Source organism: Hyphomicrobium sp. 2TAF46, from assembly GCF_052114865.1.
Taxonomy (GTDB): domain Bacteria; phylum Pseudomonadota; class Alphaproteobacteria; order Rhizobiales; family Hyphomicrobiaceae; genus Hyphomicrobium_B.
Map to the genome: position 1 here is coordinate 225,347 of NZ_JBFRFO010000001.1, position 20,951 is coordinate 246,297.

Annotated in this window: 20 protein-coding genes; 8 read left to right on the forward strand and 12 right to left on the reverse strand. The window is 57.2% G+C overall.

Annotated elements, in window-relative coordinates:
• Positions 1-39: 39 nt before the first annotated feature.
• From AB4Z24_RS01025 to AB4Z24_RS01050, 6 genes are all read right to left on the reverse strand, one after another.
• A complete protein-coding gene (locus tag AB4Z24_RS01025) occupies positions 40-798 on the reverse strand; it encodes a CDP-alcohol phosphatidyltransferase family protein (protein ID WP_441705201.1) in 759 nt (252 codons plus the stop codon).
• Positions 799-877: 79 nt separating this feature from the next.
• Complete coding sequence (locus AB4Z24_RS01030; RefSeq protein WP_441705203.1) at positions 878-2,173, reverse strand: glycosyltransferase family 4 protein; 1,296 nt, start codon at positions 2,171-2,173, stop codon at positions 878-880.
• A 26-nt stretch (positions 2,174-2,199) separates the two neighbouring features.
• Complete coding sequence (locus AB4Z24_RS01035) at positions 2,200-3,273, reverse strand: hypothetical protein (RefSeq protein WP_441705205.1); 1,074 nt, start codon at positions 3,271-3,273, stop codon at positions 2,200-2,202.
• A gap of 67 nt (positions 3,274-3,340) precedes the next feature.
• A complete protein-coding gene (locus AB4Z24_RS01040) occupies positions 3,341-4,501 on the reverse strand; it encodes a polysaccharide biosynthesis/export family protein (protein WP_441705206.1) in 1,161 nt (386 codons plus the stop codon).
• A gap of 199 nt (positions 4,502-4,700) precedes the next feature.
• Complete coding sequence (locus tag AB4Z24_RS01045; RefSeq protein ID WP_441705208.1) at positions 4,701-5,981, reverse strand: glycosyltransferase family 4 protein; 1,281 nt, start codon at positions 5,979-5,981, stop codon at positions 4,701-4,703.
• Positions 5,982-6,087: 106 nt separating this feature from the next.
• Entirely contained in the window at positions 6,088-7,527 is a 1,440-nt protein-coding gene (locus AB4Z24_RS01050; RefSeq protein ID WP_441705210.1) for a TPR end-of-group domain-containing protein, read from the reverse strand.
• 154 nt (positions 7,528-7,681) lie between these two features.
• On the opposite strand from AB4Z24_RS01050, the gene AB4Z24_RS01055 reads away from it, so the two are divergent.
• Together AB4Z24_RS01055 and AB4Z24_RS01060 are read left to right on the forward strand one after the other, a co-directional pair.
• Complete coding sequence (locus AB4Z24_RS01055) at positions 7,682-8,428, forward strand: helix-turn-helix transcriptional regulator (protein ID WP_441705212.1); 747 nt, start codon at positions 7,682-7,684, stop codon at positions 8,426-8,428.
• A gap of 105 nt (positions 8,429-8,533) precedes the next feature.
• The gene (locus AB4Z24_RS01060; RefSeq protein ID WP_441705214.1) at positions 8,534-11,161 is read left to right on the forward strand and encodes an autotransporter outer membrane beta-barrel domain-containing protein; all 2,628 of its coding nucleotides are present in this window, start codon (positions 8,534-8,536) and stop codon (positions 11,159-11,161) included.
• 517 nt (positions 11,162-11,678) lie between these two features.
• Here the strand turns inward: AB4Z24_RS01060 and AB4Z24_RS01065 are convergent.
• The gene (locus AB4Z24_RS01065; RefSeq protein ID WP_441705215.1) at positions 11,679-11,987 is read right to left on the reverse strand and encodes a hypothetical protein; all 309 of its coding nucleotides are present in this window, start codon (positions 11,985-11,987) and stop codon (positions 11,679-11,681) included.
• A 575-nt stretch (positions 11,988-12,562) separates the two neighbouring features.
• Between AB4Z24_RS01065 and AB4Z24_RS01070 the strand changes: the two genes are divergently transcribed.
• From AB4Z24_RS01070 to AB4Z24_RS01085, 4 genes are all read left to right on the forward strand, one after another.
• Positions 12,563-13,336: a D-alanyl-D-alanine carboxypeptidase family protein gene (locus tag AB4Z24_RS01070; protein WP_441705217.1), complete on the forward strand. Its 774-nt coding sequence runs from the start codon at positions 12,563-12,565 to the stop codon at positions 13,334-13,336.
• A gap of 190 nt (positions 13,337-13,526) precedes the next feature.
• Positions 13,527-14,381, forward strand: a complete 855-nt coding sequence (locus tag AB4Z24_RS01075) for a hypothetical protein (RefSeq protein ID WP_441705219.1) — start codon at positions 13,527-13,529, stop codon at positions 14,379-14,381.
• A complete protein-coding gene (locus AB4Z24_RS01080) occupies positions 14,369-15,616 on the forward strand; it encodes a glycosyltransferase (protein WP_441705220.1) in 1,248 nt (415 codons plus the stop codon). Before AB4Z24_RS01075 ends, AB4Z24_RS01080 begins: the two co-directional genes overlap by 13 nt.
• A 38-nt stretch (positions 15,617-15,654) precedes the next feature.
• Positions 15,655-16,266, forward strand: coding sequence for a GNAT family N-acetyltransferase (locus AB4Z24_RS01085; protein WP_441705221.1), 612 nt, complete (start codon positions 15,655-15,657; stop codon positions 16,264-16,266).
• A 70-nt stretch (positions 16,267-16,336) separates the two neighbouring features.
• On the opposite strand, the gene AB4Z24_RS01090 is transcribed toward AB4Z24_RS01085, so the two are convergent.
• The gene (locus AB4Z24_RS01090) at positions 16,337-16,627 is read right to left on the reverse strand and encodes a hypothetical protein (RefSeq protein WP_441705223.1); all 291 of its coding nucleotides are present in this window, start codon (positions 16,625-16,627) and stop codon (positions 16,337-16,339) included.
• A 187-nt stretch (positions 16,628-16,814) separates the two neighbouring features.
• On the opposite strand from AB4Z24_RS01090, the gene AB4Z24_RS01095 reads away from it, so the two are divergent.
• The gene (locus tag AB4Z24_RS01095; RefSeq protein ID WP_441705225.1) at positions 16,815-17,036 is read left to right on the forward strand and encodes a hypothetical protein; all 222 of its coding nucleotides are present in this window, start codon (positions 16,815-16,817) and stop codon (positions 17,034-17,036) included.
• A 263-nt stretch (positions 17,037-17,299) separates the two neighbouring features.
• On the opposite strand, the gene AB4Z24_RS01100 is transcribed toward AB4Z24_RS01095, so the two are convergent.
• Entirely contained in the window at positions 17,300-17,545 is a 246-nt protein-coding gene (locus tag AB4Z24_RS01100) for a hypothetical protein (RefSeq protein ID WP_441705227.1), read from the reverse strand.
• 72 nt (positions 17,546-17,617) lie between these two features.
• Positions 17,618-18,022, reverse strand: a complete 405-nt coding sequence (locus AB4Z24_RS01105) for a GNAT family N-acetyltransferase (RefSeq protein ID WP_441705229.1) — start codon at positions 18,020-18,022, stop codon at positions 17,618-17,620.
• Between the two features lie 681 nt (positions 18,023-18,703).
• Here AB4Z24_RS01105 and AB4Z24_RS01110 point away from each other — a divergent pair.
• Positions 18,704-18,970 carry a hypothetical protein gene (locus AB4Z24_RS01110; RefSeq protein WP_441705231.1) on the forward strand — a complete coding sequence of 89 codons (267 nt, stop codon included), beginning with the start codon at positions 18,704-18,706 and terminating at the stop codon, positions 18,968-18,970.
• A gap of 363 nt (positions 18,971-19,333) precedes the next feature.
• Here the strand turns inward: AB4Z24_RS01110 and AB4Z24_RS01115 are convergent, their stop codons facing one another.
• On the reverse strand, positions 19,334-19,522 hold the full coding sequence (locus tag AB4Z24_RS01115) for a hypothetical protein (RefSeq protein ID WP_441705232.1): 189 nt from the start codon (positions 19,520-19,522) through the stop codon (positions 19,334-19,336).
• A 355-nt stretch (positions 19,523-19,877) separates the two neighbouring features.
• Positions 19,878-20,417 carry a formaldehyde-activating enzyme gene (gene fae, locus AB4Z24_RS01120; RefSeq protein ID WP_441705233.1) on the reverse strand — a complete coding sequence of 180 codons (540 nt, stop codon included), beginning with the start codon at positions 20,415-20,417 and terminating at the stop codon, positions 19,878-19,880.
• Positions 20,418-20,951 lie beyond the last annotated feature (534 nt).

Sequence of the window (20,951 nt, forward strand, 5' to 3'; positions counted from 1 at the left end):
AAGGTCCACGGGTTCAAGCGAACCGGCATGTGATGAAGATTAGGACTGTCTGGCGGATGGGCCGCCTGACTCGAGGGTGATCATGCTGACCTCGGACGCGCTTCCCTTGCCCCGAACCGGATCAAGTCTGGAGATCTCCTGCGCGTCTTTCACAAACATCACGACAGCGCAACCGAGCGCAAACACCGACACCCCGATCGCAGCGAAATCGAACACCGTTAGATCGCCCAATTGGGTTGACACGGGTATCGGCTCGACAAAGAGCGTCGCCACCATTCCCGCTCCAACAAGGATACGAATCTCTGTCGGGCCCACGCCGAAATAGCTCAGCTGCATCGTGCGAGACACGTGCAATTTAACGAGGGAGTAGATCGTTATCGCCAGGTAGGCGACCAGCGTAACGAGAATGACCGGGAACTGCAGATAGGGAGACAATCCCAAGCCGAGAACGATCAGAATTTGCGAAGCGACATCGCTCACGTGATCGACAAAAAATCCGTATCGAGGCCGTTCGATCTTGCGAAAACGCGCGACGGTCCCGTCAAGAGAATCGCCGAGCCAATTCAAGAACAGCCCTGCGATGGCAAGATACAAAAAGCCGGTAGAGATGTTGGTCAAGGCCGCGCCGATGCATACGCAAACCGCTCCAAAAACTCCAAGCGCCGTGAGATGATTCGGAGAAATTGACTTCGGAACGCGCGGCGTAAGCCAATTCAACACCGCCCTTTCCGGGCGTGCGGAGAAGCCATCTAATATGCGATTATGGGTTTCACGTGCGTCGAAAACATTTTGCGGCATTATCCCCACGCCCCAACACCTACTAATAAAATTAACAATTCAATATGCACTGCAACGGGACAATGTCCACAGGCCCCTCTCAAATCGATGACAGGAAGTCTTCGATGTCGCGAACGCGACACAGCCATTGGCGCCGCACATCGTCTAATGATGTTCCAGGACGCTCAGTTGATGAGCATTCGGCATCGAATATCCGCAATATTTCTCTTTTCCATCCCAAACCATCATCCGGCGATAGATATGTCGGTCCATACAAGCCGCGAAAACACGGAAGCTTGGATGCGACGACTGGAACCCCCAGCGTCAAGGCCTCCGACACGGGTAATCCAAAGCCTTCTGCAAAGGAGGGCATCAGCAGTGCCCTGGCACCCCGAAGAATCTCGATAAGCTCAGGCGTTCTGAGCGCGTTGAGCCACGTCACATGACCAGCGATCTGCGACATTCGCTCAAGTAAATCGCGTACATTTTCGTTCTCCCAGCCGTTCGCCCCGATGATCACGAGCTGGGGAACATAGTCCCCGCGTTCAGCCACCAACTCGCGCCATACTTGCAGGAGCAAGAGGTGGTTTTTCCTCGGCTCGACCGTGCCCAGAACTACGAAATAGGGTCGCCCCAGCGCATTGAAATCGCGTTTGTCCGAATAAGCAAATTGCTCATCGACAGAAATCGGTATCGTAGCGATGGGCGGGACTTGGCCGCCGCGTCTCTTGATTTGATCGACGAGCGCGTCTTTCGTTTCTGCATGAGAGACAATAATTCCGCTCGCACGTTTCGCCACCACATCAACTCGAGCCGAATGAACGCGTTGCTCCATAGGCGGAAAAAACTCCGGATAGATGAGAGGCAAGATATCATGCACCAGAAAAACGGCTTTGATATCAGGTCGTTTTTCGAGAAACCGAAAGTAACGACCTAAAAACAAAGGAAACTGACTGATATTCAAATATACCGCGTTCGGCGGTGCCGAGTTGACGAGACTGCCCCCCGAAAGCACGCCACCGGCGAAGACGTTCGCAGACTTCAAAAAAGCAGCCACAGAAGCGACCGGCTTGCGCTTGGCGTCTGCGTCGAGACCCGTCCTTACTTTGCCTTCACCTTCCGCTGCGAGCCGCCTTCTGAACTCAGAATATGGTGGCCCCGCTCCCACGGACATTTCTTCGCGCCAGTGGGCAGTGAGGTCTTCCAAGAGATGTCGTGCAGACAAATTTTCTACCACGCGCGGACCGAGGGGGCCGGCGAGAACGCCTCGACCGCCGCGCGAATGGCTCAAAAAATGTTGGGCATAGCGCAAATCTACGCGATCGATGCCGTTTGGCGCAGAGCGGGAAAATCGCGTCGCCAATCGGGACAGATCAAAAACGACTTCCCTCGGCATACATGTCCGCGATACAGCCACTTCGATTATGCGTCGGACGGTAGCAACATCTGTCCGGCATTGTCATCAACGAAGAAGAGCAATTCGATAAGGGATAGCTGGCCCCGTTCGACGCCGCTTTCCACGATCAGTCTGATCTCGAGTGATTGCAGCGCGTCGGCATGATTGAGCGCAAAATATCCTCGGTAGCAGCCAGCTTTTCGACGCTCGATACGGGCGCGCGCTAACGCCATGTCGTCGAAGCGTTCGCCATAGAATTCAAGGACGAACGGCACATCCGCTATTTCTTCTGAGAAAGCGAGGAACGCCTCGACCCGATACCGGTTCGGCGGAAGATGGAAATAGGGCCCATAATAAAGCGTGCGCGCGGGTCCCGCGACGTCGATGACCTCGGGCGGGGGCAGCTCGGGATCACCGCTGAACTTGAATACAGGCGTCGGCCAGGAAATCGGGCGCACGATCGAACCCTTTGCCATTGCCAGCAACGGATCCATGACACTTCGTGCCAAATTCAGCTGATCGATCTGGCCGTCACCCAGGCTAAATCGTATCGGCGTGAGGTAATCGCGGACATGTTGTTTGAGGGCGGCCTCGAGACTATTACCGCCCGAAGCGCCGGCAACTTCTTTGACAACGTCATCGATCTCATCCTGCCCAAGGCCGATTTGCAGCGAACGAGCGATTGAACGAACGACGGCTTTGGCGTCTGTGGAATTGTCACGCGACAGCAGAGTTACCCGATCGCTCTTGCCGATGGCGAAATTGGCGACGGCCGACGTCGTTTGCGCGCGAATAGACTGAAGATGGGAAAGGCCGAGGATCGTTTGTTGAAATGCGAGAATGTCCGCCGGATCTTCAATGACGGCGACGACACTTAGATCTCCGCGCCCGATGGCATCGATGGCGGCAGGCCCGGGATAATTCGAGAGGTAAATCTGGTAGTCTTTGCCGGGGCTTAGAATACCGTCTTCGCGATCGATCTGTACGACGCTGGCATGCGGCGCCTGTGCCGCAAGCCGTCGTACGACGTCAAAAACCCAAGTTATGAAGACACCGTGCGCCCCGACGATGATGGCCCCAAACGGCGAAGCATCCCTCATTTGGGAATCCGGTATCTCCGCAGACGAACGAGCAGGTTAGCCCTCATCCGCGGATATTCTCCCGCTTTTATCGGGACGTATAGTAATATGTCGAAAGGGCGGGCGAAGCCAACGTCCCGACAACTCTGAAGACCTTCTCGATCTCCGTTAGCGGGGCGGTGCTTACATATAGAATGTCCTTATCTCGCATAGAGAAGCGCCTGGCGCGAAATAGCGATATTGGGTTGGTCACATCAAGCCGATAGACGACTGGAACGACATTGCCGTACTCTAACAGACGCGGTGAAATATTGGGATATTGGCGCGCGAGACGTACAGGCTCATATCGGAGGACAAACACACCCGTCGGATCTGACCTTTCATCGAGAAGCCCGCCCGCTTTTGCCATGGCTTCTTCGAGTGTGATGCCGCCGGCGTCAAATGGCACAACGGCATTGCGCCCGGTAGCGCCGACCGCAGTAAAGGACTGAGGCGCTCGATACACCGTCACGATGTCTCGTGGACGAACGTAAATGTTTTCCTTGGTATTGGCGAGGATGGCCTGCATCGGAACGCTCAAGGACGTCCCATCTCGCGAGAGGGTGATGAACGCCTCATGGACGGGCGCCTTGATCCCACCGGCTTGCGCGATGACATCCAGAATGCGGTCCCCATTCGGATTAAGCGGTACGATCGCGCCGTTGGCGACATCGCCCGCGATCGTCACCGACTGGCTGACGTTCTTGGTCAATGTGACCATGGCCTGCGGATCGGCAGTTTTGCCCTGCAATCCCTTGACGATCATCCGTTCGATTTCGGGCGTCGTCAAACCCGCAACGCGCAACCGGCCTGCATAGGGAACGTTGATCGTTCCGTCGCGCGCGATGACTTGCTCGGGGATGGAGGAGTTGCGCGTTCCCTGGGCCACCGAATGATCGCCGGCAGGCGCCGAGTAGAGACCTCCGGCTCCCGTTTCCCAAATGTTGACTTGAACTGCGTCGCCAACTTGGACTTTTTGCGCTTGGGGGCCGCGGTAATCGCCATAGGTCGCGCTGAATGATGGGCGGCGCCAGTCCGATACGACTTCAAGCGTCTGATCGGTGATATCGACGAGCGCGAAGGGAGCATCCTCTTGGCTGCCCGCAGCGATGAGGTCGCGCCCACGCGGTCCAGTCCCACTGCAGCCAGCGAGGCCAGTTATCACCGACAAAACCGTTAAAGAGAACGCAAGCCGGAACGCGAACGTCATGCGAAATATAGCCCCCCACTAAAAGCTACTATACGAAGCTATATCGCGACGTCAGCATAAGAAAATTCTGATCAATTAGAACTCAGAGAAATGTGACCCTTCCGCCACAAATATATGCCATTCAATCCGAGTTTAGCAGCGGCTATAGCCAAATCGATCCAAAATTCATCGCTGTTCCACGCTAGTCCCCAGTAAATATTTAAAGCGTGCGCAAAAATTCGTCGACCCCCTCAAAATATGAGGTCCAATTTGGCGCACGAAACGATTGAGCCGCGGCCCGTGCTTGGACTGCGCGAGGGTGGTTCTCGTTGCAGAGATCAAGGATCGCTTGCCTCCAACCCGGCCCATAAAGGGGATGCAGGTACTGACATCGATCCTGTCCGACTTCCTTAAACACCGCAATGTTGGAGGCCAGGACCGGCGTTCCGAGACTTAGTGCTTCGACAACAGGGAGCCCGTAGCCTTCCGCAAACGACGGCACAAGTGCCGCACGCGCATTTCTAAGCAGTGTCGCCAGACCAACGTCCGTGATCCCCGCCACTTCGATGACATGAGGTCGAACAAGGACGCTGCGATCGAGCACGTCGAGCACCTGCTCGTTTTCCCATCCTCGCCCTCCAACAATGACAAGCTTGGGAGGCTGGGCATTATCCTCGACCATCCGCCGCCAGGAATTCAAGACAAGCAGATGATTTTTCCGCGGCTCAATCGTACCTACCATGATGAAATAGGGTTGCCGTACTAACTCGGCGTCGAACTGTTGCTCTTTCCTATTGGCGTTCAGAGGAGACGGTAGCGGCGCAACCCAGATCGGCACTGGAGTGAGGCCCCGCTTTCTATACTCATGTCGAACGCGGTCGGCGACTGAAGCGCTTGCGACGATTAACGCTCGTGCGTAGCGAGAAATGGTAGCGAACCGCCGCTCGAAACGCGCTTTGTACCCGGGTCGAAAGAATTCCGGATAGTCGAGCGGCAGCAGATCGTGGACCATAAAGACGGGGACGACATCGCTCCGATGATCAAGCCACCTAAAGAAGCGATGGCTCTCGAAGACGTGCTGCGCCACATTGAGATAGATCGCCCCTTCCGGCAATGTGCTCCGGCCACGCGAGAGCCGCCAGGCAATCTGCGTGGCGCGACGTCGCCATCGATTGGCAACCTGTCGATCCGCTCGCTTTTCGTTTGCAGGAACATGCGCGGCGCCGATGCCAGCGACCGCCGACAAAACCTTCGCAAATACCTGATCGTTTGCGAGTTCGCCGCCGCTCCAGCGGTCCGCCGTCGCAAGTGCGCTCAGTTGAGGCAGCGTTTTTGCATCATGGAACCGCGGCGCCGTCAGACCGTAATGAACCGCTGTTGAACAGCGGTCGCGCGCAAAATGTTCAAGATACAAGAGATCGACTTTATCGATCCCAGAGGGCCGTTCGACAACCAAACGTGAAACGACATGTGTCGCATCAAATGCAATCGGACGCGACATCGAACTTCCAAGCTTCCCCAACACTTGCGCATGCACTGGTGTATTCACCGACGACAATGGTAAAGCACCAGCTCGCTTCGGGGAAGTTATCAGAATACCGGGTATCTTATTCCAGCGGTGTAAGCCCTACGCGCTTGATGCAGTGACGATACCTCTCGGCACCATGGAGCGATCTGAAGGCCGGATCAATCAGAATACCCAGAACATCCGGCTCGTCCTGCTGAATGGCGTCCTCAAGATATTGCAGGGCAGCTTGCGTATCATTCAAAAGCGCCGCCGTTCCGGCGAGCTTGTAGGCTGGTTCATGGCCAAGGGCATACTGACGTTTTTGCTCCACCAGCATGGACTCAAGGAGCCCCCTCGCGCCGTTCTGACGAAATCCATCCTCCGCCGCATCCGCAATTGCAATGCGAGCCGCATTTTTTGCGAGGACTGCCGCTGTCCGGTATTCACGTAAAAAGTCCTGATAGCGCTGCTCACTGAGATAAATTGTTGCGAGATATTCGGGCGGCGAACGAAGATTCGGCTCGGCATCGGCAAGCTGACGCAGAATGATGATTGCTTCGGCGGGCCGCCCCGCATGAAACAGAATGAGAGCCTTGTTGGCGAGAATGGCCCGCGATTCCGGCTGAAGCTCCTGAGCTTTGGCGATTTCACGCAACGGGATCTCGAACCGTCCGCCTTGCATCAGAGTCAATGCATACCAGTGCCGGGCCTGGGCAGAGAGCGGATCGAGCGCAATCGCACGTTCGAAAAGCTGCTGAGAATGGCTGAAATTGCGTGACCAGTAAAATTCCGTGAAGGCGAGCGCGGCATAACCATCGGCCAGATTGGGATCAAGCGCGATCGCCCGCTCGGCAGCGGCCTTGGCGCGGGGGTAGGCCTCCTCTGCCGGCATCAGGGTATATTGGCTGATCGTGTTGTAGGCGTCGGCAAGTTTCACATAAGCGGCGGCATAGTTCGGATCGCGAATAGTCGCTTCCGTGAAATATTGGATTGCACGGGTTAGACCGTTGGTCTGCCGCGTTCCAAGATTGTAGACTCCGGCCAAATAGAGATCGCGCACTTGCGGCGATGGCGCGTACGGAGTCTTGCTGGATCGCCAGAGGCCAGCTGGCCAGGATGGCAACGATGAGGGCCGTTCGAATGCGCCGAACGCGGCCAGGCCAATCACCATCAATGACAGAATAATGACGCCCATAATCGGCAGGCGACCGAACTTCAGAAGTGCCGAACCCGGAAGGACTGTATCCAATCCCGGTTGTTGAGCTGGCGATTCCGCCACCACGAGTGCCGGCTGCGGCTTGTCTGCCTCGCCTTCTTCCGCGTTGAGCGGTTTCCCTTCGAGCCAGCGCTCCAGTTCGAGCTGGTATGCGTAGACTAGGTTGCGTTCGCCACCTGGGACGCGGTGAATGGGAAGCCCCCGCTGGCGCTCCCACCGCCTGACGGTACGCTCATCGCGATTGAAGAACGCTGCGATCTCCTTCCAGCTTTCCAGCCGCCGTTTCCGCTCCTCAGCCACGCCGCCGTCCTGTTTCGCCCGCATCCGCCCGTATATGCCCGGGCAGCATTCCACCCAAAAAGCGATAGATCACAACGAGATAGCTCCAGATTCGTAGCGCGTGCGACACGGGCTCAATGCGCCCGCCTCACGACGAGCTGGAGACCTTCGATTGCGCAAGTAGGGGCAGAACGGCGCTTTGAGCAATAGTCGAGATTGCAACGAAGGCTTCGACTTTGGGGGCTGGGAGTTCGTCGATACCATCGAGGGGTGCCACGACATTGGCAATCTCGCCGATGTCTTTTCTCGTTGCATTGCCGCTTACGGCTACTCGGTTTCGGCCTGCGGCGCGTTCCAGTCGGCCGGGGGGAATGGCGACAGGTTCAAGTTCTACTTTCGCAATTGGCCGGAGACGTGGGCCACCCTCTACACCCAAAGAAATTTCGCGCTCGATGACTTCACCATTTCAGAGGCACGGCGAAAGTCAGGTCCCTACAGCTGGCGGACCGCAATGGCTGGCCGGCAGCTCTCGCCGAAAGAGAACGTGTTTTGGGAGGCTATGGGTGAATTCGGCTGGACAGACGGACTGTCCATCCCGATCCACGGCCCTGGGGGACAACTGGCGTTCGTAACAATGACCGGTTCGTCGCAACTTCTGACACCAGTCGTGCGCGCGCGGCTGCAATTCTTCGCGCTCTTCGCCCACGCCCGCGCACGCGCATTGCTTCAGGTCGTTCCCGAACGAGGACCGCGTGACCTGCTGACCCCTCGTGAGCTCGAGTGTCTTCGCAAAGTTGGAGCAGGCAAGTCCGACCGCGCCATAGGCGAAGAACTCGGCATCGCGCGCACGACCGTCAAGTATCATCTCGAGCACGCGCGTCAAAAGCTTGGCGTCCGTACGCGTGCTCAGGCGCTCGCGCAGTTGGTCCTATGGGGCGAAGAATGAGCGCGCGTCGCAAGCATCCCCTCCAGTTGGCCGGGATACGAATCAAGGCCGCTTGGCTAAAGGCGATTCAGGGATCGCACAATAGAGCTTTGGGGACACCGCGAAATGCTTGTTAAGGAGTGGGTTGCGCGCTGTGACGCGTCCGCACGCAATCTTGTCCGCGTTAGACTGGCCGAAAACTTCGATGTCACACGGTGGCGGCGATATCTTCTGTCCTTTGGTTCAGCGATTGTCCTCGCGGCAACAACCGCCGCCCAGGCCGCCGACGTGGAAATTACCTCCAACATGGCCAGCGTCGACCTCGACACATACGTCGGTACCACAGCTCGGATTTGGCCAGGCGTCACCGTCTCGAACGGCATCATCGCCACCACGCAGGCATGGACCGTCACCAACGACGGAGCCGTGAATGGTGGCAATTCCGTCAAGCTGAATGAGGGTGGCACCTTCGTCAATTCGAGCGGCGCAACCGTCAATGGTTCGGGGACGGCAATCACATTCGGCCACAAGGAGATAGGTTTTCCGCCGGCGGGCGGTCCCGGCTATCTGGACAACTACGGCACCATCACCGGCGCCGTCGAAGGCGTCACGATGTGGCTCGGCGGCACGGTCACCAACTATCAGGGTGGCCTCATTTCCACGACCGGATCTGGCAATGCCGTATCAGTCGGACAAGGCACCTCTCGCACCGTCATCAACAGCGGTGAAATTCACGCCGACCGCACCACCGGCTTCTCGACCGGCATCCTTGTGCAGGGGGGCCCGGCAACCGTCACCAACAATGCAACAGGCGTCATAAGTGGCGGTTACAATGGCGTGTATGCCAGCGCATCCACACCGCTAACATTCACCAACAACGGCTCCATCACTTCGGTACGCGGCCCTGCCGTCGAAGCCGCCGGAGGCGGCACCTTCATCAACACTGGAACCATCCGGTCCGGTGTTGACGGCATGCTGATCTCGAATGCCGCGACCGTGACCAACAGCAGCACCATCGGCTCGACCGGCGCAGGGCGCGCCATCGTGTTCTCGGGCGCGGCCGCACACACGCTTAATCTGCAAACCGGTTCAGTCCTCAACGGGAACGTCCAGGGCGGCACCGGCACGGACAATCTTGTGCTGCAAGGCAGCGGCACCGAATCGATCGCCAAGTTCCTGTCGTTCGAGACGCTCACCATGCAAGGCTCCGAATGGAGCATCACCGGGACCGGCACGTTCAGCAGCGGCACCATCGTTCAGAGCGGCATTCTCAGTGTCAACGGCACGCTCAATAGCCCTATGCTCACGGTGCAGAGCGGCGGCACGCTGGGCGGCACGGGGAACATCGTCGGCAACGTCATCAACAATGGCATCCTCGCGCCGGGCAACTCCATCGGCACGCTGACAATCACCGGCAACTACACGCAGTCGACCGGATCGACATTGCGGGCCGAGATCAACAATACGCCTGCAACGGATCTTCTCAACATCACTGGCACGGCGACGATCCAAAGCGGCGCGACAGTCAATGTTCTGCCTGCTATCGGTCTCTATACGGTCGGCCAGCGTTATACGATCCTAACCGCCGCCGACGGGCGCAGCGGCACCTACGACCATCTCGTCTATAATGCGCCCTTCCTCGACCTGTCACTCGATTACGACGCCAACAATGTATTTCTCGACGTCACGCGCAGCTCCGTCGCATTCCAGCAGATTGGGCAGACGCCGAACCAGATTGCTGCCGCTGGCGGAGCTGAAAGTCTCGGTCTCGGAAATCCAGTCTACGACGCCGTCTTGAATCTCTCCGAGCCCGAGGCGCGGAATGCCTTCGATCAACTCTCGGGCGAGGTGCATGCCTCGGCGAAGACGGCGCTAATCGAGGACAGCCGTTTCGTGCGCGAGGCTGCGATAGACCGCCTCCGCTCGGCCTCCGGCACGGTCTGGGGCCGCGGTTTCGGATCGTGGGGACATATCGATGGCGACGGCAACGCCGCGCGTCTCAACCGCTCGACCGGCGGCCTATTCGTCGGCGGCGACGGGCTTGTCTTCGACAGCTGGCGCCTCGGCGCGCTGGCCGGCTACAGCCATATGAACTTCAATGTTCACGACCGCAGCTCTTCAGGCAGCAGCGACAACTACCACCTTGGCCTCTATGGCGGCACGCAATGGGGCCAACTCGCCTTCCGCGCCGGCACAGCCTATACGTGGCACGACATCTCGACTAACCGCGCCGTCATCTTTCCGGGCTTCGCCGATAGTCTGAAGGGCGACTACAATGCTGGCACTGCGCAGGCTTTTGGCGAACTGGCCTATGACGTGCGCGCAGGCAACATCGGCTTCGAGCCTTTCGCCAACCTCGCCTATGTAAACTTGCACACAGACAGCTTCCGCGAGACAGGTGGCGCGGCGGCACTGAGGAGTGCAGCAGCTGACACGGACGCAACCGTCTCGACGCTCGGCCTGCGCGCATCGACCACCTTCGTTCTCAACAGTGCAAACCTCACCGCCAGAGGCGCGCTCGGCTGGCGTCATGCCTTCGGTGACATGACGCCGCTTTCGATCATGCAGTTCGCGGGTGGCGGCGACACCTTCACGATCGGAGGCGTTCCGATCGCACAAGATGTGGCGGCGGTCGAAGCCGGGCTCGACTATGCACTGTCACCCGACGCCGCGCTCAGCGTCTCCTATGGTGGCCAGTTCGGCTCCAACGTCTCCGACCAGTCCGTTAGAGGAAATTTCAATTGGAGATTCTGACCCGTCTTCCTGGATTTGCGGCGGCGGTCAGGACCGTAGAGATAGGCTGTTCGCCCACCTTGCCGTTGATGTCGTTTTCAAAAGCGACCGTACGTGATCGGCGTCTATCTGCTCGCGCACTTCTCCGGCTCTGAAAGCAATTACCGCTATCCCTCACACTTTCCGCAGCCCCCAGACCTACTTATGGACTGCATAAAATGAGATTATTCTGGCGCAATAATTGTTCCCTACAGTGCGCAATGCACGTATCCTACCTACGGTCCTAATGGTTCCTCCCAGTTTGACCCGAGAACCCAACTTGGCCGGAGAAGTTCTCCGGCCTCTTCTCGTTTCCTTCCGTCGTTTGTCCGTTCCATCAGCGTCTCCGTGCCTTTGAAGCATAAGACGGGAGAACAACGTTTTCATCCTGAGATCAAATTCATCGCACTAGTCGATGAACTGATGAGCGTCGGGCACGACAGCCTTCACGAGCCGTCGCACCCGGCAAAGGTACAGATATGGCTCGGCCCCAAAGCCGTTACCATCGCATGAAGTCGCTGTACTGCTGCTCGTGGACCGCTGAGATGGATTCGCTTTCTCCTTCAAAGCGCATCAACGCTTCGGCAAGTTCTGCCCGCACCAGGGGAGACACGCGCTTCTCCTCTATGAGGCTGCGCACAGTGTGCACCAACTCATCAACACCGGAACCGTCGATGGCCGCTTGAGCGTCGCGGCGATAGGTCTGCCACATGGGCTTGCCTTTGACCCTGGTATCGGTCGGGTTGCCATTCGCTTGGCAGAGTGCCCGGCTGATCCGCTCAACGAGCGGTGGAAACTGTCGAACCATGGGGTGCTCCTTCGCCTTTCACCAAAATGTTCGATCGGTGGCCGCCCGCGCTTTCTGCCTCCCTTGGAAATTCGCTTCGTCCCTCGTTGCGGCTGGGTTCGACCCAGCATCTCTTAGTTTGATAAAGCGTTACTTTACGATGCGCTTGCACCAATCCTGAAACAACAAAATCAGAAAAACAATGCGGTCCGGTGACAGTCCAAACTCTGTGACTGAAGGTCGCCAAAGCGTGGCGCCGACTTCACCTCGTGTTTGTTGCGGTCGATCGATTTCCCGATGCTCGGCGATGAATACCTGACGTTTTTCGCGAGATTAAGCATAGCTCACGCAAGACCAAATATTGTTTTGAACAGATGGTGCACAAGTAAATCAGGCGGTCGACTTCGTCGGAAATCGAATCGCCAGTAAGCAATAGGAGTTTGAGCGGGGAATAAGGATTTACGTCCGGAATGGCGAGGGAAAGCGAGAGTGGGATTCCGAATCTCGATGTTGCCGTTGCGGGGCCATTTGTAAGCCGAATGCCGACTAGGCCATCTCTGAGACTTTCGAAGTCTCCGGCGACAAATTACGCGGCGTTGTCGATCGCAGCCGAACGGGTCATCGTTATCGAGCCAAGAAGTGGCGCCGTTCTCTTCGCAAAAAATCCCACCGTCAGTCGTCCCATCGCCAGCATTCAAAAGTTGCTGACGGCCCTCCTTGTCGTTGAAAGGGGATCGTTGAACGAACGCATCGAAGTATTGCCGGAAGATCTGCCGGCAGATGCGCAATGTCTACCCGTGACAGCTGGTCTCCGCCCCGGAGACACCTATTCTCGCCAGAGCTTGCTTTCTGCAATGCTGATCGGTAGCGCCAACGATGCTGCGAGCGCCTTGGCTCGTGACCATTCCGGGAAGGTCCAAGCTTTCGTCGATGCGATGAACGTGCGCGCGAAAGAGTTAGGAATGAATAGAAGCCGGTTTTGCAATCCCGGCGGTCTTCCCCACGACGGGCAGTTTTCTACCGCCGAAGATGTTGCTGTCCTCGCTAGAACGATCGACGACATCCCCGACCTGCGAGCCATCGTCGCCACACGGGCCTGCAATTTGATTCACGGCGACGGATCATCGGTGCGCCTGAACAATACCAATCGCTTGCTGCGCACGATGCCGGCCTGCGACGGCATGAAAACGGGCTTTACCCGGGCATCGGGCAACTGTCTCGTCGCGTCCGGTTCGTTCAGACAAATGCGACGCGTGATTATCGCGCTGAACAGCACCATGGATCAAATTTGGAGCGATGCCAGCCAGCTTTTGACTTTTAGTCTCGGCATCCCCGATTCAACCAGCGGAGCCTCACTTGTTTCGGACTGATCAATCCCAAGAGACCCCGGCCTTCACCAACCGGAATAGCGCCTGCCAAACTCGCTTGCGGGATTTGACGTTCGCATTGTCGGGCCCCACGGCGCGCCAGCACGCGAGGCTATATGGCCGCGGAAAGAAATGGCAAAGGACGGCACGGGGACTGGACGATCAATTCGACACCTTTCTCCGGACGTTCGGATTGCCCTTTAAAACCTGGGCTGAAAACAACTTCGGCGAACGCCATCACCGGGAGACGGTGTTCTATCCCTTCGGCGGTCCCGATTTTTGCTTTCCCTATTACCTCTTTCCGAATGCCCGCGAGTATATCCTCGTCGGCTTCGAGCCTTGTTCGCTTTGGCCGCTTGACGAGTTGTCGCCCGCGTTTGAACTCGGCGCCACCCTTGAGGCGATGCGCCATTATCTTTCCTTTTCTTACTTCATCACGAAGGACCTTCACCGCAGTTTGGCGGCGACTGACGTGCGCAGCGTATTGCCTTTGCTTCTGACGCAGATTGCCCGTTGCGGATTGCCGTTGCTCTCGGTCGAGCTCATCGACGACGGAGCAGAAGGCCTATGCATTGAGTTCGGCGCGCCAGACGATCCTCGACGCTTGCACTACTTCCGGCAGGATTTGCGTGACTTTCATTGGAATGAGAGCAACAGCCTGCATCGCCGTCTCTTGGCAACCAAAGGTCTGGCCGTGTTCGTGAAGAGCGCGAGCTATCTGCTGCATGAGCCGCCGTTTGAGAGGTTGCGGCAAGTGATCAGGGATCACGCGTCGATATTGGTTCAGGATCCAAGCGGCGTTCCCTATGATTTGCTGAAGAAGTGGCGTTGGAGCGCTGGTCTTCATGGCCAATTTGCGTCTGACATCCCTGTCTTCTCTCGATATGACCAATCGAGCCTCGCGCGCGCGTATCTCGCCTCGAAAGACAGTCGGCGGCTCGATTTCGGAATTGGCTATTTGACCACTGCCTCCACGTCGAGCCTCGTCGTTGCTAGCCCGCCGGAGCGCACTTTCTCATCGCACAGGGAGGTCGCATGCGCATCCTGATGACGCAGCGCGAGCTGAGCAATGTCGCTGGCTCGGAGATGGTGACTGTTGAAGTGGCAAAGGCTTTGGCCGCTCGCGGCCACGAGATCGCGGTGTACAGCCCGAAGATCGGCGATGTCGCCAAGCTGCTTCTGCCGAGCGGCATAAAGGTTCTGCGCGAACTCCGCGACGCCCCGTGGACACCTGACTTGATCCACGGCCAGCACCACTTGCCTGCAATGGCCGCGATTGCGCGCTTCCCGACATCGTCGGCAATCTACTATTGCCATGGCACGCAGCCGTGGGTCGAAAGGCCCCCCGTCCATAGCAGGATCGGCAGATATGTGATGATGTGCGAGTGGATGGTGCTTCGCGCTCAAGCTGAACTCGGACTGGCGCCCGAGCGCGTTACGTTCATTCCGAATTTCGTCAATACGACGCGTTTCTCCGAAGTGCGCCGGGCGCCGGCGCAAATTCGCAACGCACTGCTGTTCGGCGGATCGCGTCTACCTGAGTCCGAGCTTCTTCAACTGGAGGCCGCGTGCGCGGCTCTTGGCATCAAGCTCGACAAAATCGGGCACGCTTACAAAAGCCACCGTCCGCGCCCCGAGGTCTTCCTTCAGCAATATGATCTCGTCTTCGCCATCGGCAAATGCGCGTTGGAGGCGATGGCAACAGGCTGCGCAGTCATACCTATCATTCCGGGACAAGCCGGCGCGCTCGTAACGGCCGGCACATTCGACGAATGGGCCTTCTCGAATTTCGGACCGCGCTATTTTATGTCGTCTAGCCAAATCAACGAGCAGTGGCTGCAGAAGCAAATCGACAGGTATTCGCCCTCAGATTTGGAGCGGGTCACGGCAAAGGTCCGCGTTGAATGCACGATCGACGTCGCCGTCGATAGGCTCGAAGCCATTTATCGCGAGGCTGCGCAGGCAACGCCGGCAGCGCACGTCGCTGACGATTCCTTCGCGCCCTATTTGGAGCAGCTCGCGAATGATGTTGACCCCATGTGGGCCGAGCTGCAAGGCATCCATGGCAAGCTCAAGAAAATGACGGAGATGAAAGCGAAGTTGCGAGAGAGCACCAGAGCACAGGAGCACCAGCAAGTAGAGTTGCTCGCGCTTTACCGCAAACTTCACGGAGATCATCTCCCTCGGCACCTGCGCTATCGAGAGCTTCTTCACCGCATATGGGCGCGCTTGCGCGCGCAATGGTCACAAAAGCGTTTGAGGCACGTGATCCCTGCGGAGTAATTCAACTCCGGCAATCATTCGGTAGTGGCGGTTTGAGCATGACGCATATGATCAATTTCGATTGGCCGAGAACAATGGCCTCTGCGGTTGCGCCATTAGCGCCGCTTCATCCGAGCTTCGTCGATGGCACGACGGCCCTTTGCCCGTTCAATGATGACACGCCGAAGCTGTTCGAACGCTGGTTCGCAGACCAGGAGCTTATCGGCGTCATGGGCGACTGGGAATTTCTTCCTCTGCCCTACTACGACCAGACGCCCGAGGAATTCGTGCGTCGAACACGTCGCAGCACCTGGTTGGTCTGCGCGAGAGAGAACGAAAGCCTCATCCCAATCGGTTATACGGGGCTTTATGTACAGTCGCGCCATCGCGTCGGAATATTGCGGCTAGCGATTGCCGAACCGAAATATCGACGACAGGGTCACGGGCTGCGAGCCACACGGATGGCGATCGATTGGGCGTTCCAGTCGTTGGATCTCTTCACGCTACATCTTTCGGTCACGGCCGCAAATCAATCCGCGATTGAGCTTTATCGCGGATGCGGCTTTCGCGAATGCGGCCGTTATCAGCTGTCCCGATTTTCCCGCGATGGCAGGTCCGACGAAGTGCTGATGGAGTTGATGCGCTCCGATTGGCCGCCGGCCAACCGATAACAAAAGGAACTCCCACTCTGCGCGAGCACTGCGTCGTTCTCCAGCGTCTGACACCCTTTCCTCTTCTGCGCTAGTCGCAGACCCTGACGCGCTGATACCGCCAGACGCCCTCGTAATCGTCCCAGTAGCGGCGACCGCGTTCCCAGTGGCAATAAGGTCCGCCGTAACGCGGGCCTTCGTAATAGTAGTCTGGCGGTGGCGGCGGGGGATCGTAATAGGGCCGTCCTGCGGAACCGATGATGGCTCCAGCAGCAAGGCCGCCGAAAACACCAGCGGCGAAGTCGCCACCACCGGCATGGGCGGGTGCGGCGATAGTCAGGAAGGCGCTAGCCGCAAGCGCGCCATGAAGAATGCGTCCCATGATGATGTCCCCTCGAACGTCCCTGCGCAGGCAGCTTTGATCCACTTTTCACGAACACCCGCTACCCCATCTTCGTGGAGAATGTGTGGTCGTCCGAGAGACATCCGATCCGCATCGCAAAAAATTTTCGGCGCATGTCGAGTGACGATCTCCGTGTTATGTTTGAGAAAAAAAGGGGAGAGAAACGATGTACCTTATCGAATATCTGTCGGCGCCAGCCGGTCAACCACCAACGATCTATACGGAGCTAGCGCTTGGATCGACGCCTGAAGAGGCTATGGATCAGGCCGATACTCATCTGCCTAAGATGGCGACTAAATTCGGCGCTCAAGGCTACCGCATTGTTGATAGCAACAAGCAATGTGTGGGCATCGGCCCGGAAGGGTTTCTGAGCACCCGATGGCCATGAAGGCGATCAGGCGCGGGGCTCGCACTTAGCGCTTATCGGCCACCAACTTCACACCAATGAGAAGCGCAACGCATACGCCCAACGCTAGAGCCAAACCAAGGGTCTCATTCGTGGCGGCATAAATTCCCGCAACGCAGCTGAGCATAGCAGCTACGAGCAAACAAATAATCCCCAAGACCCTCATGAAATGGGCTCGTCCGAATAAGATTCTTGTTCGAGCTTCGGTGAGGCGCACCAGCAGGGCGCTCAGAGGAACGTACGGGTCACCACCTCAAGATTTTCGCGATGAGCCACGGGATAAGGCCGAACAGGGTGAAGAACACTACAATGGCAGCCGCGCCGACCTTGGCAAGGAGAGCGAGGAACGTCATCAAAGTAAGCAAGGTGCACCGCATGTCGCCCCATTTTGGGCGCGACGCTAAGTGCGGAGGATGATCGAACCGTGGCGCGAGAAATACGGAATTGTAAAAGTCACCGAAAAAGCAGAAGAGATCCGACGCCCGCTCCATGGCGTGACTTCTACCGCAAATTCGCGATGACCATTCGGCGGGAACTCGCGGCCAGAGGTCACTTCAGACCTCTTACTTCTGACGGGGAATAGCCCAACAGCTCGGCATATGCTTCATGCCAATTCGAGGATAGTACGTTTCCGCTGCCGGAGCTGCGAGAAGGATAAGCGTCGTCAGCTCTCCCGCTGCCTTGTGTGTTTCCTCTATTAGACGCTTCCCGATCCCCTGCCTCTGATACGCAACGTCAACGGCGAGGTCAGATAGATAGCAGCAGTACGCAAAGTCGGTTATTGCGCGGGACACACCTATGAGCTTTCCGCTATCCCTCGCGGTGACAATCACGTCAGCGCGCAGCAGCATTGCTTCCAATCGTGCCAGGTCATTTGCCGGACGCCTTTCGGCTAGGGTCGAAGAGACGAGGACGTTACGGAACTCTTCTGCTGTGAGACTTGGTTCAAGACAAATTTGGATCGGCACGGGGTTTCCTAGGTCATCACCGGGCAAAGAGCTTGATCCCTACTACCAGTGACGGGTGGCAAGGTGAAAGACAGGACGGACCAGATAACGTGAAGATGTCTCTTCGGACTTATGAAGATGTTTGCCTCGTCCCTCAATCAGCGTGGGTTCAGCCACAGCGATTGCATTGACTGCTGCGCGGTCTTCACTTGGAACCGACAATCTGAAACGCTAACGCCCATGGCGTGCGCTGTACGTGGCGCGGAAGAGTTACGCCAGAGCCGAGGCATTCAGGACAAAGGTCCCGCAGCCGCGATGTCGTGACTTCCCTCATGGTGATGCCGTCCCGCCTGCTGACGATTTCATGCCGCAGCGTGCGGCCACGAAAGACAAAACCCGTCCCGCTGCACGTGCGGCACGTCGTGTTCGTTGTCTGAATGTAGGACATTTTGCACCTCCGATCGTTTCGCGGCGCCAAGTAAGTGCGTAGAGATTTGATATTCGACCTACCGCCCTTCATCCTCTTCAACGGCCCACCCGCGGGATTGGATCCCGTGGTGGATGTCGTCAACCGCCTAGCGTGAATGAGATGTTGGGCAGCTCGGGAGAATTTAGCTTCTCTACGAATATGTAAGGGATTAAATGCGTAGTTGGGAAGTATAATGACCATCTGATGCACGATGCACCTGCGAGGTTCTGGTCATGACCCAAAACGAATCTCCAGTTCTGGAACGAATTTGCCGTGCTCTTTGCCAAGTAAACGGCAAATCGACCGACACGATCATTGAAGGTAAGCCGGTCTGGCAATCATATCGGCGCGAAGCGAGGGCGGCGATGGATGCCGCAGGAATCGCCGAATTGCTGGATGAGATCCGTTATTTAGCGAGGGTGGAGGACGTGCCACCTCGTATCCGGGATGAACTTGCCGCTATGTTGTTGCGCTTCGAAGGAGAGATCAAGCCACACTAAGCAGAACAGCACATTTTCGCGGGATGCTGCAGCGCCGCCCGGCCGATCGCGCAGCCCTTTCAGGCTGGAGCAGCACGAAACCACAGCTCATCCTAACCAGCTCCTGCTCTCCGTCTTAGGCCTTGCGGATCACGCTGCCGTTGCAGCCGGGAAAGACGGCAGGCTGTGACTCGATCGCGATCGTGCGCGACGCGAAGACGTGAAAGAGCCGCCGGATCGGTTCGACGTTTCGGGTTTGAGAATAGAGATTGCACATACGCGCGCAACATGGTGCACAGCCGGGGCCTTGGCCAGTGTCGGCGCCATATGAGCGATGAAAGGACGCTTACGCAGCAGATTGCTTTATTAGGCTTAGTGCCGACGTCACTTGTTTTTCTGGCACGTCTGCGTTGCATCATCCCAGTGCATTTTTTTCATGCCCGTGCATTCCACTTGCGAATAGATATGTGGCTTGCCCGTTGTTTTCTTGACTTTCTCTTTCGCCACGATCGGACCAGCGGATATGACCAACGCGCTTAATGCACCGGCGACAATCAACACTTTACCCAGCATGAAAACTCCTCCAATTCGAAATGCGTCGCGGCGACGACGCGAAGAAACGAGTGCGGGCACATCCTGCCAACGCTAAAAGATATCCGGCGCTCGGCCTTTGGTCATCCTGGCTTTCTCGCAGCTGCGTTCGCTCAACGTTGCACCGCGAACTTGGCTCCAGAAATCGGGCATCTCTCCCATTGATGCCCCTCCTAATTCGGTGGTCTGCCCAATTCACCATGCGCGATCGAAGAGGGCTCGGGCAAGGATCACGAAAGGCAGTCGGACCGCTCCAGAAAAGGTCGAACGGCCCGACAGAGTTGAACTGAGAGGGATACCAGTCGGGAAGGAACCCAAAACCCAAATCCTTGCGCCGTCAGTAATCAATCACACCGTCAAGGGCGTAGTGCTTGATGGTTTTTCGGTTCTTGATCAGCTCGTCAATCGACGGCTCGTTCTTGAGTGCGCGCTCGATCGCCAACTTCATCGCCTTGTAGTTCGTATTGTACAGATCCTTCTTGTCGAGCTCGGCGTGATCGGCGCAACGTGGATCCAACCAGATCGTCACAATCAAACAGATCTCGTCGACGATGGACTTCGGGATGATGCCTTCCGAAACGCAGTCGACGACGGCGTCGGCGATTGCCCCCTGCACGACGCCGCCTAGTAGTTCGACATACTCGTTCGAGGCAATCGTCACCTTCGTGGTCATCATCGTAACCGGCCGCGCGAGCTGATTTAGATCACGGATGGCGAAAAAGCGGGTGTGGCCAACCGATTGCCCCATCATGTTCGCGAAGGCTTGGCCGACGGGTCCGTTGACCGAGCCAATCAACACCTCAGGCATGGCATCGGTGTACTGACCAGGTGCGGCGAGGACCGTAGCTTCGCCCGCCTTGAATATGATGTCCGTCATCTCGTGTCTCCAGATGTATTAGCACTGCTTGTAAAGTGAGTTGCTTTGAAAGCTTAAACCACTGGTCGACGAGGTTTGCACGACTTGACTCGCGCAGAATTTCCCTGGCCGCGTAGCCGCCCGCATGCCCGTGAAGGTCTTCACCTTCAGGCGCTAATCATGCCCGTGGTGCACGGAGAGCCCAGCGTTGCTCTCCTCATTAGTTGCTCGATGGATTTGTCCGTGAGAGCTGACGAGCAGGCATACTTGAGTGCAAGTTCTTTGGCATTGCGCCATTTGCGTTTCTTATTCGGCAGAGCACTCTCGAAGACGAAGAAGCCTAACCATGGTTGCTAAACTCTTCTCTTCTTCAGCGACGCAGCGGAAGCCGTCATGATTTCGGAACGTAGGGTGGTGAGCGACTGCAGTAGACCACTTAGCAGACTACCCATGGCCTATGTCGTCGGTTACAATCGGCGACAACACTCTGCCGTTGCGGATTCATGGCCGGCTAACTTTGAGAATCCGTAATAAGCGGGACGCGTTTTAGCCAAG

What these genes read in the sequence shown, in the direction of transcription:
- AB4Z24_RS01025 (WP_441705201.1), bottom strand. Translation starts at nt 798, where the DNA reads ATGCCGCAAAATGTTTTCGACGCACGTGAAACCCATAATCGCATATTA.
- AB4Z24_RS01030 (WP_441705203.1), bottom strand. Translation starts at nt 2,173, where the DNA reads ATGCCGAGGGAAGTCGTTTTTGATCTGTCCCGATTGGCGACGCGATTT.
- AB4Z24_RS01035 (WP_441705205.1), bottom strand. Translation starts at nt 3,273, where the DNA reads ATGAGGGATGCTTCGCCGTTTGGGGCCATCATCGTCGGGGCGCACGGT.
- AB4Z24_RS01040 (WP_441705206.1), bottom strand. Translation starts at nt 4,501, where the DNA reads ATGACGTTCGCGTTCCGGCTTGCGTTCTCTTTAACGGTTTTGTCGGTG.
- AB4Z24_RS01045 (WP_441705208.1), bottom strand. Translation starts at nt 5,981, where the DNA reads ATGTCGCGTCCGATTGCATTTGATGCGACACATGTCGTTTCACGTTTG.
- AB4Z24_RS01050 (WP_441705210.1), bottom strand. Translation starts at nt 7,527, where the DNA reads ATGCGGGCGAAACAGGACGGCGGCGTGGCTGAGGAGCGGAAACGGCGG.
- AB4Z24_RS01060 (WP_441705214.1), top strand. Translation starts at nt 8,534, where the DNA reads ATGCTTGTTAAGGAGTGGGTTGCGCGCTGTGACGCGTCCGCACGCAAT.
- AB4Z24_RS01065 (WP_441705215.1), bottom strand. Translation starts at nt 11,987, where the DNA reads ATGGTTCGACAGTTTCCACCGCTCGTTGAGCGGATCAGCCGGGCACTC.
- AB4Z24_RS01080 (WP_441705220.1), top strand. Translation starts at nt 14,369, where the DNA reads ATGCGCATCCTGATGACGCAGCGCGAGCTGAGCAATGTCGCTGGCTCG.
- AB4Z24_RS01085 (WP_441705221.1), top strand. Translation starts at nt 15,655, where the DNA reads ATGACGCATATGATCAATTTCGATTGGCCGAGAACAATGGCCTCTGCG.
- AB4Z24_RS01090 (WP_441705223.1), bottom strand. Translation starts at nt 16,627, where the DNA reads ATGGGACGCATTCTTCATGGCGCGCTTGCGGCTAGCGCCTTCCTGACT.
- AB4Z24_RS01095 (WP_441705225.1), top strand. Translation starts at nt 16,815, where the DNA reads ATGTACCTTATCGAATATCTGTCGGCGCCAGCCGGTCAACCACCAACG.
- AB4Z24_RS01100 (WP_441705227.1), bottom strand. Translation starts at nt 17,545, where the DNA reads ATGGAGCGGGCGTCGGATCTCTTCTGCTTTTTCGGTGACTTTTACAAT.
- AB4Z24_RS01110 (WP_441705231.1), top strand. Translation starts at nt 18,704, where the DNA reads ATGACCCAAAACGAATCTCCAGTTCTGGAACGAATTTGCCGTGCTCTT.
- AB4Z24_RS01115 (WP_441705232.1), bottom strand. Translation starts at nt 19,522, where the DNA reads ATGCTGGGTAAAGTGTTGATTGTCGCCGGTGCATTAAGCGCGTTGGTC.
- fae (WP_441705233.1), bottom strand. Translation starts at nt 20,417, where the DNA reads ATGACGGACATCATATTCAAGGCGGGCGAAGCTACGGTCCTCGCCGCA.